The 12540-nt window shown below is 72.9% G+C and carries 10 protein-coding genes; 4 read left to right on the top strand and 6 right to left on the bottom strand.

Annotated features, from left to right (window positions below):
* Nucleotides 1–6 precede the first annotated feature (6 nt).
* The gene (locus LWJ43_RS26830; protein ID WP_277334762.1) at nucleotides 7–732 is read left to right on the top strand and encodes an ArsR/SmtB family transcription factor; all 726 of its coding nucleotides are present in this window, start codon (nucleotides 7–9) and stop codon (nucleotides 730–732) included.
* A 44-nt stretch (nucleotides 733–776) separates the two neighbouring features.
* On the top strand, nucleotides 777–1718 hold the full coding sequence (locus LWJ43_RS26825; protein WP_277334761.1) for a DMT family transporter: 942 nt from the start codon (nucleotides 777–779) through the stop codon (nucleotides 1716–1718).
* A gap of 131 nt (nucleotides 1719–1849) precedes the next feature.
* Here LWJ43_RS26825 and LWJ43_RS26820 read toward each other — a convergent pair whose 3' ends face one another.
* The 6 genes from LWJ43_RS26820 to LWJ43_RS26795 all read right to left on the bottom strand — a co-directional run bounded on the left by LWJ43_RS26820 (nucleotide 1850) and on the right by LWJ43_RS26795 (nucleotide 10275).
* Nucleotides 1850–2929 carry a Zn-dependent alcohol dehydrogenase gene (locus tag LWJ43_RS26820; protein WP_277334760.1) on the bottom strand — a complete coding sequence of 360 codons (1080 nt, stop codon included), beginning with the start codon at nucleotides 2927–2929 and terminating at the stop codon, nucleotides 1850–1852.
* A gap of 31 nt (nucleotides 2930–2960) precedes the next feature.
* On the bottom strand, nucleotides 2961–4355 hold the full coding sequence (locus tag LWJ43_RS26815) for an aldehyde dehydrogenase family protein (RefSeq protein ID WP_277334759.1): 1395 nt from the start codon (nucleotides 4353–4355) through the stop codon (nucleotides 2961–2963).
* Nucleotides 4356–4516: 161 nt separating this feature from the next.
* Nucleotides 4517–5785 carry an MFS transporter gene (locus tag LWJ43_RS26810; protein WP_277334758.1) on the bottom strand — a complete coding sequence of 423 codons (1269 nt, stop codon included), beginning with the start codon at nucleotides 5783–5785 and terminating at the stop codon, nucleotides 4517–4519.
* Nucleotides 5785–7200, bottom strand: a complete 1416-nt coding sequence (locus LWJ43_RS26805; protein ID WP_277334757.1) for a CitMHS family transporter — start codon at nucleotides 7198–7200, stop codon at nucleotides 5785–5787. Before LWJ43_RS26805 ends, LWJ43_RS26810 begins: the two co-directional genes overlap by 1 nt.
* Before the next feature lie 121 nt (nucleotides 7201–7321).
* The gene (locus tag LWJ43_RS26800; RefSeq protein WP_277334756.1) at nucleotides 7322–9502 is read right to left on the bottom strand and encodes a molybdopterin oxidoreductase family protein; all 2181 of its coding nucleotides are present in this window, start codon (nucleotides 9500–9502) and stop codon (nucleotides 7322–7324) included.
* A gap of 143 nt (nucleotides 9503–9645) precedes the next feature.
* Nucleotides 9646–10275: a TetR/AcrR family transcriptional regulator gene (locus LWJ43_RS26795; RefSeq protein ID WP_277334755.1), complete on the bottom strand. Its 630-nt coding sequence runs from the start codon at nucleotides 10273–10275 to the stop codon at nucleotides 9646–9648.
* A gap of 108 nt (nucleotides 10276–10383) precedes the next feature.
* Between LWJ43_RS26795 and hmgA the strand changes: the two genes are divergently transcribed.
* Together hmgA and LWJ43_RS26785 are read left to right on the top strand one after the other, a co-directional pair.
* Entirely contained in the window at nucleotides 10384–11703 is a 1320-nt protein-coding gene (hmgA, locus tag LWJ43_RS26790) for a homogentisate 1,2-dioxygenase (RefSeq protein WP_277334754.1), read from the top strand.
* Nucleotides 11704–11746: 43 nt separating this feature from the next.
* Complete coding sequence (locus LWJ43_RS26785; RefSeq protein WP_277334753.1) at nucleotides 11747–12520, top strand: GntR family transcriptional regulator; 774 nt, start codon at nucleotides 11747–11749, stop codon at nucleotides 12518–12520.
* Nucleotides 12521–12540: the final 20 nt, after the last annotated feature.

Genomic DNA, 12540 nt, shown 5'->3' with positions numbered 1-12540 from the left:
GGACGCATGGCCCGCACCACACCGCACGATCCGGCCGCGCCCCTACTCGCCGCGCTGGCAGCCCTGCTCGCCGACGAGACCCGCGCCTCCTTCTGCCTGGCCCTGCTCGACGGCCGGGCCTGGACCGCCGGGGAGCTGGCCCGCGCGGCGGGGGTGGCCCCCTCGACGGCCAGCGAGCATCTGGGCAAGCTGGTCGGTGGCGGACTCCTCGCGGAGGAACGCCAGGGACGCCACCGCTATCTCCGGATCGCTGACGGCCGGATCGCGCAACTGGTCGAGGATCTGGCCGCGCACGCCCACCCGGGCGCGCGCACACTCCCGCGCACGCTGCGCGAGGCGAGCCTCCAGCACGCGCTGGCCCGGGGGCGTACCTGCTACGACCACCTCGCCGGACGGCTCGGTATCCGCGTCACCGACGCGATGACCGAGCGCGGACTGCTGCGGCAGGACACCGGCTTCGCCCTGACCGAGGAGGGCCTGGAATGGTTCGGCGCCCTCGGCATCGGTCTCCCCACCGGGTCACGAAGGCCGTTGGCGCGCGGCTGCCTCGACTGGACCGAGCGGCGGCAGCACCTGGCCGGCACGTCGGGCGCGGCCCTGTGCCGGCACGTGCTGGACGCGGGGTGGTGCGAACGGGTCGGGACGGGCAGAGCCGTACGGCCCACCCCCGCCGGGCTGCGCGCCCTGTCGGAGCATCTGGGCATCCAGCCCGCGACACTTGACGGGAGCTGACAATTCGGTGGGCCCCGAAGCGTTCCCGGCCTACCGTCAGGTCCATGACGACGACTCCGACAGCGCGCCCCGCCGCGCAGGACACCGGCCGGGACTGGCGCGCCCCGGCCGCCGCGTGCACCACCGTCCTCCTGTGGGCCTCCGCGTTCGTGTCCATCCGCAGCGCGGGTGAGGCGTACTCACCGGGCGCACTGGCGCTGGGCCGGCTGCTCGCCGGCACCCTGACCCTCGGCGTGATCCTGCTCGTACGCCGCGAGGGGCTGCCGTCGCGGGCCGCGTGGCCCGGCATCATCGGTTCCGGGCTGCTCTGGTTCGGGCTCTACATGGTGGTGCTCAACTGGGGCGAGCAGCAGGTCGACGCGGGCACGGCCGCCATGATCGTGAACGTCGGCCCGATCCTGATGGCGCTGCTGGGGGCGAAGCTGCTCGGCGAGGGGCTGCCGCGCCGCCTGCTGACGGGCATGGGGATCTCGTTCGCGGGCGCCGTCGTCGTCGGTCTCTCGATGTCCGGGCACGGGAGTTCCTCGGTGCTCGGTGTGGTCCTGTGCCTGGTGGCCGCACTCTCGTACGCGGGCGGAGTGGTCATCCAGAAGCCGGCGCTGCGGCACGGATCCCCGCTGCAGATCACCACGTTCGGCTGCCTGATCGGTACGCTCGCCTGCCTGCCGTTCACCGGCGTGCTGGTCTCCGAGGCGGCGGACGCCCCGGTGTCCGCCACGCTGAACATGATCTATCTCGGGGTGTTCCCGACCGCGCTGGCGTTCACCACCTGGGCCTACGCGCTGGCGCGCACCACGGCGGGCCGGATGGGCGCGACGACGTACGCGGTGCCCGCCCTGGTGGTGCTGATGTCCTGGCTGCTGCTCGACGAGGTGCCCGCGCTGCTCACCGTCGCGGGCGGACTGCTCTGCCTGGCGGGGGTCGCGGTCTCACGGACCCGTGCGCGCGGGGCGCGTGAGGAAGCGGAGACCGCCACGGCCGCCTGACGGACATCGCACCGCCAAAGGGCGCCAGGGCCTCCGTGCCGCGGGGACGGCCGCGCGACGGTCTCGCTCCGGCGCATCGGGGCGGCGGGGCCGCGTGTCGTGCGGCCCCGCCTTCCTCGCGGCGGCGGTGTCTAGAACACGACCAGGGCGCGTCCGCCCTTGCCCGCGATCATGTGGTCGAAGGCCGCGGGGATGCCGTCCAGGGAGATCCGCTCCGTGACCATCATGGAGAGGTCGAACCGTCCGGCGCGGATGTGCTCGGCGAGCACCGGCAGGTCACGGGCCGGGTCGCTGTTCCCGTAGACGCAGCCGGTGAGGGAGCGGCCCCAGTGGAAGATCTCCAGGGCGTTGAACGTCACCTGCTGGTCCTTGCCGCCGATGCCGACGACGGTGGTGCGGCCGCCGCGGCGGGTCGACTCCCAGGCGCCGCGGATGGTGGCGGGCCGGCCCACGCACTCCACGGCGACGTCCGCGCCCTGGCCGCCGGTGAGCTTGCGGACGGCACGCGGTGTGGTGTCGGACGCGACGACGTAGTCGGTGGCCCCGGCCCGGCGGGCCAGCTCCTCCTTCTCCGGGGTCACGTCCACGGCGATGATCTTCGACGCCCCGGCGATACGGGCCGCCTGCAGGACGGCCAGGCCGACCCCGCCGATGCCGAACACGACGACGCTCTCGCCCTCGCGCACCCGGGCGGAGTGGTGGACCGCCCCGTATCCGGTCAGCACCGCGCAGCCGAGCAGTGCGGCGTCGTCGAGCGGGATGCCGGCCGGCGCGGGCAGCACGCAGTTCGCGGCGACGACGGTCTCCTGGGCGAAGGCGGCGACGTTGAGGCCCGGGTGGAGCTCGGTGCCGTCGGCCGTACGGGCGTGGATGTTCGCGGCCCCCTTCAGCGCGTCGGCGCACAGCCAGACCTCGCCGATCCCGCAGTGGAAGCACGCGCCGCAGGACGGCGCCCAGTTGAGGACGACCGGGTCGCCCGCGGCAACGTGGGCGACGCCCTCGCCGACGGCGAGCACCGTGCCGGCGCCCTCATGGCCGAGGACGGCCGGGACCGGCAACCGCATGGTGCCGTCGGACAGGGACAGGTCGGAGTGGCAGACGCCGGCGGCGGCGAGCGAGACGCTCACCTGGCCGGGGCCGGGCTCCGGGAGTTCGATGTCGGTGATCTCCAGGGGAGCTCCGACGGCGGGCAGTACGGCGGCGCGGACCACGAACAGACTCCTCGGTGGGTCGTCGGGCGGATCAGAACTGGAGGGACTTGGTCTGGAGGTACTCGGAGAGGCCGTGGGGGCCGAGTTCCCGGCCCACCCCGGACTGCTTGTAACCGCCGAAGGGCGCCAGGGGGTTGAAGCGGCCGCCGTTGATGTCGACCTGTCCGGTGTCCATGCGGCGGGCGAAGGCGACGGCCTCCTCGTCGTCCGCACCCCAGACCGCGCCGGCCAGCCCGTACACGGTGTCGTTGGCGATGCGCAGGGCGTCGTCCACGTCCTCGTACTTCAGGATCGAGAGGACCGGGCCGAAGATCTCCTCCTGCGCGATGGTCATGTCCGGGGTGACGTCCGCGAAGACGGTGGGGCTGACGTAGTAGCCCCGGTCCTTGGGGGCCTCGGGGCCCCCCGCGACGAGGCGGGCGCCCTCCTCGACCCCCTTCTCGATGTAACCCCGCACCCGCGCCTGCTGCTTGGCGTTGACGACGGGGCCGACCCGCTCCCCCGGCACGTACTTCGCGACGGCGGTGGCCGCGAGCGCCACGGCCTCCTCGTACCGGTCGGCGTCGACCAGCATCCGGGTCCACGCGCTGCAGGTCTGGCCGGAGTTGGACATCACGTTGGCGACGCCGACGTTGACGGCCTTGGCGAGGTCGGCACCGGGCAGGATCACGTTGGCGGACTTGCCGCCCAGCTCCAGGGCGACGCGCTTGACGGCCGCTCCGGCGGTGGCACCGATCTGCCTGCCGACGGCAGTGGACCCGGTGAACGAGACCAGGTCGACGCCCTCGTGCTCGGCGAGCGCCTGACCGGCGACCGCGCCGATGCCGGTGACCAGGTTGAAGACGCCGGCGGGCAGGCCGGCCTCCTGGGTGGCCTCGGCGAAGAGCTGCGCGGTGAGCGGGGTGTCCTCGGCGGGCTTCAGGACGACGGTGCAGCCGGCGGCCAGCGCGGGTGCCACCTTGGCGACGATCTGGTGGAGCGGGTAGTTCCACGGCGTGATCGCGCCGACGACACCGACGGGTTCCAGCAGGACCGTCGAGTTGCCGAGCTTCTCCTCGAAGGAGTACGAGGCGGCGAGTTCGGCGTACGAACCGGCGACCAGCACCGGCACGCCGGCGTGCACCGCCTGGGAGAGCGGCAGCGGCGAGCCGAGTTCCGCGGTGACCGTCTCGGCGATCTCGTCCCTGCGGGCGGCGAGTACGTCGCGCAGTGCGGCGATCCTCGCGGCGCGCTCGGCGGGCGGGGTGGCCGCCCAGCCGGGGAAGGCGTGGCGGGCGGCGCGTACCGCCGCGTCGACGTCCTCGGCCGTGCCCGCCGGGACATGGCCGACGACCTGCTCGTCCGCGGGGTTCACGACCGCGATCGTGTCCCGGCCCGAGGCGGGCCGCCACTCCCCGCCGATGTACATCCCGTCATGCGCCTTCATGGCTGTCCCTCCCGGGCTCGCTGTGCCTGCCGCCGAAGCCGTGCTCGTGCGGACGGATGCCGTCCCGGGCCAAACTAGCGCTGTTAGTTTTTCGGCGCCAGGGAACCGCCGGAGAAGCGCCGGAGACACAGATCACGCACGGCCGGCGGCGGGGCGCCCCGTCAGGCGGAGTCCCGCTCGGCCTGGGGGCGTTCCACACGCGGAGCGGGGGTGGACGGCGGGGCCGACGGCGCCGGGCCCGGGGCCGCCGCCCGCGTTCCGCCGCCCCGCAGCCCGAGTCCCGCGGCGCCGACGAGCAACGCGCCCAGCATGACGAACGGGGCCGCGGTGCCCGCGACTCCGGCGACCAGTCCGGCCGCCGCGGGGGCCGCGACCTGGCCGAGCCGGTTACCGGTGAGCCGGAGGGCGAGCGCGGTGGACCGGGCCGCCGCGGGCGCGGCCTGGACGACGGTGGTCATCGAGAGCGGCTGGCCGAACCCCAGGCAGAAGCCCAGCACGGCGAGCATCACGGCGAGCCCCCACACCGGGACGGGCAGGGCGACGGCGGCGCAGAGCAGGCCGCCCAGCAGGCAGGTCACGGAGAGCAGGACGGCCCTGCCGACCAGGCGCAGCACCGGCGTCATCACGAGGCGGCAGGCGATGGTGGCGGCGGCCCGGAGGCTGAGCAGCAGGCCGACGGTGGCGGGCGCGATCCCGCGGTGCTCGCCGACCACCGGCAGGTAGGCGGTGAGGATGTCGGTGGCGCTGAGTACGGCGAGACTGATGAAGATGCCGGCCGGGACCCCGCGGGTGCGCAGGATGCTGCCCACCGGCACCTTCGCGGCTGCCTTCCGGGGGGATCCGGCGGCCCCGCGGTGCTCGATGCGCCACAGCGAGGTGAGGGAGACGGCGGCGACGGCCGCCGAGACGAGCAGCGCGAGGGCGCTCGTACGGGCCATCGCGCCGTCCCGCTCGGAGATGAGGTAACCCGCGGCGACCGGTCCGACGAGCTGGCCGAGGGAGGCGCCGATGGTGAAGTGGCCGAAGTTGCGGTCCTGTTCCGCGGGGGCGGACTGCCGGGCGACGAGCGACTGGGCCCCGATCACGAAGCACAGGTGGCCGAGCCCCATGACCCCGCTCCAGGCGGCGAGCGCCGTGAGCGAGCCCGAGGTGCCGCTGAGCGCGCACCCGCCGCCGATCAGGAGGACCCCGGCCGGCAGCAGCGGTGCGCAGCGGCCGTGGTCGGTCCGCCGTCCGAGCGGAACGGCGGCGAAGAGCGGCAGGAGCGCGTACACACCGGCGATGACGCCGATCGCTCGCTCGTCGGCGCCCAGCGAGAGAGCCCGGTAGGAGACGGCGGGCCGCGCCATCGACACCGCTCCCTGCGCGAAGGCGAAGGCGATGACGAGGCGCAGCAGCCAGCCCCTGCCGGGCCCTTGTTCCGGAGGCATCAGACGAGTCCGAAGAGGATGGCGGCTCCGAGGACCACCAGCGAGGTCAGCACGGCCCACTTGACGGTGAACCGGGTGTGGTCGCCGAACTCGACCTTGGCCATGCCGACCAGGACGTAGACGGCGGGGACGAGCGGGGAGGACATGTGCAGCGGCTGTCCGACGATGGAGGCGCGGGCGATCTCCAGGTGGGACACGCCGTGGGCGGCGCCGGCCTCGGCAAGCACGGGCAGCACTCCGAAGTAGAAGCCGTCGTTGGACATGAAGTAGGTCAGAGGCAGGCTCAGCACGCCGGTGACCACGGCCATGTGCGGGCCCATGCCGTCGGGGATCGCCCCGACGAGCCAGTCCGCCATGTGCTCGACCATACCGGTGCCGGTGAGCACGCCGGTGAAGACGGCTGCGGCGAAGACCATGCCGGAGACGTTGAGCACGTTGTCGGCGTGGGCCGCGATCCTGGCCCGCTGGTCGGTCATGCGGGGGAAGTTGACGGTGAGGGCGAGGGCCGCGCCGATCAGGAAGAGCACGGGGATCGGCATGAGTTCCAGGATCATCGCGGCCAGCAGGGCCACGGTGAGGCCGGCGTTGAACCAGTAGAGCTTGGGGCGCAGCGTGGGCCTGTCGGGGTCGAGCCCCTTGAGCTCGTGCTCCTCGTCGCCGCCCTGGGAGACGCCCGCGCTCCCCGCGCCACCGGTGCCGGCGGCGCCGGTTCCCTCCGGTGCCTTCGTGAGCCGGTCCCCGCCGCCCGCACCGACGAGGACGGTCTCGGGCTCGGTGACCAGCGCCTCGTCGAGGGTGAGCATGCCGAGCCGCTTGCGCTCGCGGCGGCCCAGGACACAGGCGAGGAGGATGACGGCGAGCAGACCGACGGCCAGGGCGGGGATCATCGGGACGAAGATGTCGGCCGCGTCCACCTTGAGGGCGGTGGCCGCCCGGGCGGTGGGGCCGCCCCAGGGCAGGGTGTTCATGACCCCGTTGGCGGTGGCGGCGACGCAGGTCATGACGACGAGGCTCATCTTCAGCCGCTTGTAGAGCGGGTACATGGCCGAGACCGTGATCATGAAGGTGGTGGAGCCGTCGCCGTCCAGCGAGACGATCGCCGCGAGCAGCGCCGTACCGATGACGATGCGCATCGGGTCGGCCTTGCAGAAGCGCAGGATGGCCCGGACGATCGGGTCGAAGAGGCCGACGTCGATCATCACGCCGAAGTAGACGATGGCGAACATCAGCATCGCGGCGGTCGGCGCGAGGGTGCCGACCCCTTCGATGACGTAGTCACCGAGCTTCGCGCCCTGTCCTACGGCCACGCAGAACAGGGCGGGGATCAGGACCAGCGCCGCGATCGGGGACATCTTCTTCGTCATGATCAGGACCAGGAAGGTCGCGATCATGACGAAGCCGAGGATTGTCAGCATATGGGATACCTCACGTTCACCTTTGAACTCTCACCGGTGCCGGCGGTGCGAGTGACGTTAGGGGCCCTTATGCAGCGTTAACAAGATGTTGACGTGTGAGCAATACGAGCAGAACCCCAGGTCAACGACGTGGTGTCACCGTGACGGGGACTGCGTTGAGCACGGCGGTGCCGGACAGCGGGTCCAGGAGGGTGCCGTCGAGGAGCTGGTTCACGTTGACGCCGGGCTCCGCCCCGGCCACCGACATGCGGGTGCCCGGGCGGCTGTGTCCCCAGCCGTGCGGGAGGCTCACCACGCCGGTGCGCACCGAGTCGGTGATCTCAGTGGGCGCCTCCACCTCGCCGCCCGCCGCCGTGATCCGGGCCGTGTCGCCCTCGACGAGCCCGATCCGGGCCGCGTCGTCGGGGTGGATCTGCAGGGTGCAGACGTTGGAGCCGCCGCGCAGCGCGGGGACGTTGTGCATCCAGCTGTTGTTGGACCGCAGATGGCGGCGTCCGACCAGGACGAGTCCGGCGGGCCGCGCGCCGAGCGACGCGCGCAGCCGGGGCAGATCGGCCGCGATCGGAGCCGGCAGCAGCTCGATGCGTCCGCTGCGGGTCCTGAGCACCTGCGGGAGGCGCGGTTCCAGCGGGCCGAGGTCGATCCCGTGCGGATGTGCGAGGAGCTGCTCCAGGGTGAGGTCGTACGGGCCGAGGCGCAGCATCAGGTCGAGCCGCCGTTCGGCGCCGGTGCGGCCGGTCAGTTCACCGGCGAGCGCCTCGGGCGCCCCCGCCTTGGTCAGCGCGGTACCGATGACCATGTCGTCGACGGCCTCCGGCGGCGCGCCGTGCATCCCGCCCACGGCGAGGACCAGCCTGGCGAGGATCTCGCTCTCGTCCATCCGTCCGTCCTCGAGGGGGACGGCGGGGCGGCTGTAGCGGACCTGGTTGCGTACCGCGAGGGAGTTGAACGCGAAGTCGAAGTGGGCGCTCTGCGAGGGCGGCGGCGGGGGAAGCACGACGTCGGCGTGGCGGGAGGTCTCGTTGAGGTACGGGTCGACGCTGACCATGAAGTCGAGGCCGCCGGCGAGTGCCCGGTCGAGGCGGTCGCCGTCCGGTGCGGAGAGGACCGGGTTGCCGGCGATGACGATCAGGGCCCGGATCCGGCCCTCCCCCGGTGTCTCGATCTCCTCGGCGAGGGCCGTGACGGGCAGTTCGCCCTTGGCCTCCGGGTGTCCGGAGACCCGGCTCGTCCAGCGGCCGAGGGCGAAGCCCTTGCCGGGGCCGGCGGCGCGAGGGGCGCGGGCTGTGGCGGAGAGCGGGAAGAGGGCGCCGCCGGGGCGGTCGAGGTTGCCGGTGAGGATGTTGAGTACGTCGACGAGCCAGCTGGCCAGGGTCCCGTGCTCGACGGTGCAGCTGCCGATGCGTCCGTAGACGGCGGCGGCGGGTGCCGCGGCCAGTTCGCGGGCGATCTCCCGGATGGTCCCCGCGTCCAGGTCGCAGGCCTCCGCCACGGCCTCGGGGGTGAAGTCCGCGACGGCATCCGTCAGTTCGTCGTAGCCCTCGAGGTGCTCGGCGAGCGCGCCGGGGTCGGTGAGCTTCTCCTCGACGAGTACCTGGGTGAGCGCGGCGAGCAGGAGGGCGTCGGTGCCGGGACGGATCGCGGCGTGCCGGTCGGCGAGGCGTGCGGTGCGGGTCCGGCGCGGGTCGATGACGGTGAGGGTGCCGCCGCGCCGGCGCAGCGCCCTGAGCTTGCCGGGGAAGTCGGGGGCGGTGCACAGACTGCCGTTGGACTCCAGCGGGTTGGCGCCGATCAGCAGCAGGTGGGCGGTGCGGTCCAGGTCGGGTACGGGGATGGCCTGGGCGTCCCCGAAGAGCAGGCCGCTGGAGACGTGCTTGGGCATCTGGTCCAGGGTGCTGGCCGTGAAGACGTTGCGGGTGCCGAGCGTGGACAGCAGCAGGGGCGGATAGAGCCCGCCTGCCATCGTGTGCACGTTGGGGTTGCCGAGGAAGACGCCGACGGCCTGCTTGCCGTGTTCCCCGGTCAGGGCGGGGATCTTCGCGGCGATCGTGTCGAAGGCCTCGCTCCAGGTCGCCTCGCGCAGGACGCCGTCCGTGCGGACGAGCGGGGTGCGCAGCCGGTCGGGGTCGGCGTCCAGGCCGCCGAAGGAGGCGCCCTTGGGACAGATGAAGCCCTGGCTGAAGACGTCGTCGCGGTCACCGCGGGCGCCGGTGACCACCGTTCCCTCGATGGTGAGGGTGAGTCCGCAGGTGGCCTCGCAGAGCGGGCAGATCCGCGGAGCGGTGCGGGATTCGTGGGACATGGGCCCTCCCCGGGGCGGCGGTGGCGCGCGGGCGTGATCCGGCGTCCCGCGGCGGGCGCGGAACCCCGGCGGACCGAGCATACCGACCGGTACGGATGGGGGCGAGGCCTTGGAGCGGGCCGTTGCGCCGCCACCGGCACCGGCTATTCGAGAACCCCCGCGAGGTAGGCCCGGAGCAGGATCCGGGTCTCCGCTACCAGGTCCGGATCGCCTGCCGGGTCGGCCCGGAACGCGAGTTGGAGCAGGGCGTCCGCGGCCTGCACACAGACCAGGACCGTGCGCAGGAGCACTGCATCGGTGGCCGACCCGTCGCGCCCGCGGCCGAGATGGCCGGAGAGCAGCTCCGCCAGGCGCCCCGCCACGCGCCGGTTCACCTCCTCGTCCAGCGGGCCGGCGGTTGGCACGGGAGGGCCGAAGTCGACGAGCGCGAAGCCGGGGACGGAGCGCTTCATCGCCAGGTACTCGTCGAGCACGGCGTCGATGGCCGCTCGCCATTCCCGCTCGGGGATCGCCTCCAGCCGGGCGACGACCCGTCCGGCGTAGACCTCCAGGTTGCGCTCGGCGAGGGCGTCGACCAGCGCCCTCTTGTTGGGGAAGAAGCGGTAGACGGAGCCGATGGGCACCCCGGCCCGGTCGGCCACCGCCCGGGTGGAGAACTGCTCGTAGCCGGCCTCGTCGAGCAGCCAGGCTCCGGCGTCGAGGATGCGGGCGAGGCGGTCGGCGCTGCGCTGCTGCACGGGGACGCGCCGGAGGTTCGTATGAGCACGGGACACGGTTCCATGATGCCCGTATGCCGTTGACGGGCCCCGTTTCGATTCCTACGGTGATCCATAGGATTCCTCGTCAGGGGTCCACAGGGTCCTTTCCGACGGGAGCACGTGATGAGCGGCATCGAGCAGGCGAGAGAAGCGGCGGAGAACCTCGGCCACCTTTCCGGCTTCGGCAACGAGCACAGTTCGGAGGCCGTCCCGGGCGCCCTGCCCCACGGCCGCAACTCGCCCCAGCGCGCTCCCCTCGGGCTGTACGCGGAGCAGCTCAGCGGCTCGGCCTTCACCGAGCCCCGCGCCCGTAACCGCCGGTCCTGGCTCTACCGGATCCGCCCCTCGGCCGCCCACCCCGCCTTCGTGCGCGTCGACAACGGCACCCTGCGCACCGGCCCGTTCACCGAGACGGTGCCCGATCCCAACCGGCTGCGCTGGGACCCGCTCCCCGACCCCGCGCCCGGCACCGACTTCCTGGCCGGCCTGTGGACGCTGGGGGGCAACGGCGACGCCACGCGGCGCACCGGCATGGCCGTGCACCTGTACAGCGCGAACGCCTCCATGACGGACCGGGTGTTCGGCGACTCCGACGGGGAGCTGCTGATCGTCCCCGAGCGAGGCGGCCTGCTGCTCCGCACCGAACTGGGCCTGCTCCGGGCCGAGCCCGGCCATGTGGCGCTGATCCCGCGCGGCGTGCGCTTCCGCGTCGAGCTGCTGGACACCACGGCCCGCGGCTACGTCTGCGAGAACTACGGGCAGCCCTTCGTCCTGCCCGACCTGGGACCCATCGGCGCCAACGGGCTGGCGAACGCACGGGACTTCCTGGCGCCCGTGGCGGCGTTCGAGGACCGCGAAGGCCCGGTCGAGGTGGTCAACAAGTTCTGCGGGAACCTCTGGTCGGCGACGTACGACCACTCACCGCTGGACGTGGTCGCCTGGCACGGCAACCACACGCCGTACGTCTACGACCTGCGCCGTTTCAACGTGATGGGCACCATCAGCTACGACCACCCGGACCCGTCGATCTTCACGGTGCTGACCTCGCCGTCCGACACCCCGGGCCTCGCGGGCGTCGACTTCGTCGTCTTCGCCCCGCGCTGGCTGGTCGGTGAGGACACCTTCCGGCCGCCGTACTTCCACCGCAACGTGATGAGCGAGTACATGGGCCTGATCGAGGGCGCGTACGACGCGAAGGCGGGCGGTTTCGTGCCGGGCGGGGGCTCGCTGCACAACATGATGTCCGCGCACGGACCGGACCGTGAGACCTTCGACCGGGCGAGCGCGGCCGAGCTGGTACCGCAGAGGATCGACGACGGCCTGGCCTTCATGTTCGAGACCCGCTGGCCGGTCACGGCGACCGCGCAGGCCGCGGGTGCGGACCATCTGCAGCGCGGCTACGACGACGTGTGGCAGGGTCTGAGCCGCGACTTCCGGCCGTGAGACCGCACCGCCGGCCACTCCTCGGAGAGATCGGGTGAACCGGATGAATCAGGTGAACGAGGCCGGCCGGCCCGGATTCGCCCCCGACTCCCTGGTGCTGAACCGGAAGCTGCCCCTCTGGTACCAGGTCTCGCAGTCCCTGCGGGCCTCCATACTGGGCCGCCCCCAGGACGCCTCGACGCGGCTGCCCACCGAGGAGCAGCTCGCCGCGCACTACGGCGTCAGCGTCCTGACCATGCGCCAGGCCCTCAAGGAGCTCGAGGGCGAGGGGCTCATCAGCAGGCACCGGCGGCGCGGCACGTTCATCGAGCCGCGCGCCCGGCGGGTGTCGCCGGTCCGGCTGCTGGGGTCGATCGACACGATCGTCGCCCAGCAGTCGGGCGAGCGGACGACGGTACTCGGCCACGGCCGCACGCCCGTCCCCGGCGATCTCGCGGAGTTCTTCCCCGAGTGCCCGGAGGTGGTCAGCTACCGGCGGCTGCGCTGCGACGAGGGGACGGGCGAGCCCACCAACTGGGCGGAGAACGCGCTGCGCCCGGAGACCGCTGCGCGGCTGGACGTGGCCGACCTGGAGCGGTGGCCGATGACCAAGGTGCTGCGTGACGTCGTCGGCGTACGCATCTCCCGGATCACGGACACCGTCGAGGCGCGCCTCGCCGACCCCGCCACGGCCGAGCTGCTCCAGGTCCCGCTGCTCAGCCCGATCCTGCACTACACCGGGGTGACGTACGACGAGGACGGCACGGTGGTGGACGTGGCGCGCATCCGCTACCGGGGGGACCGCTTCTCCTTCTCGGTGACCGTCGACGCGCACTGACGGCGGGGCCGCCGCGGCGG

The sequence above is a fragment of the Streptomyces sp. JH34 genome, assembly GCF_029428875.1.
Classification (GTDB): domain Bacteria; phylum Actinomycetota; class Actinomycetes; order Streptomycetales; family Streptomycetaceae; genus Streptomyces.
Note: the sequence above shows the minus strand (reverse complement) of the source record. Positions and strands in the feature narration are given on the sequence as shown.

Excerpts from the sequence above, each read along its gene's own strand:
- LWJ43_RS26830 (WP_277334762.1), top strand. The coding sequence starts at position 7 with ATGGCCCGCACCACACCGCACGATCCGGCCGCGCCCCTACTCGCCGCG.
- LWJ43_RS26825 (WP_277334761.1), top strand. The coding sequence starts at position 777 with ATGACGACGACTCCGACAGCGCGCCCCGCCGCGCAGGACACCGGCCGG.
- LWJ43_RS26815 (WP_277334759.1), bottom strand. The coding sequence starts at position 4,355 with ATGAAGGCGCATGACGGGATGTACATCGGCGGGGAGTGGCGGCCCGCC.
- LWJ43_RS26810 (WP_277334758.1), bottom strand. The coding sequence starts at position 5,785 with ATGCCTCCGGAACAAGGGCCCGGCAGGGGCTGGCTGCTGCGCCTCGTC.
- LWJ43_RS26805 (WP_277334757.1), bottom strand. The coding sequence starts at position 7,200 with ATGCTGACAATCCTCGGCTTCGTCATGATCGCGACCTTCCTGGTCCTG.
- LWJ43_RS26800 (WP_277334756.1), bottom strand. The coding sequence starts at position 9,502 with ATGTCCCACGAATCCCGCACCGCTCCGCGGATCTGCCCGCTCTGCGAG.
- hmgA (WP_277334754.1), top strand. The coding sequence starts at position 10,384 with ATGAGCGGCATCGAGCAGGCGAGAGAAGCGGCGGAGAACCTCGGCCAC.
- LWJ43_RS26785 (WP_277334753.1), top strand. The coding sequence starts at position 11,747 with ATGAATCAGGTGAACGAGGCCGGCCGGCCCGGATTCGCCCCCGACTCC.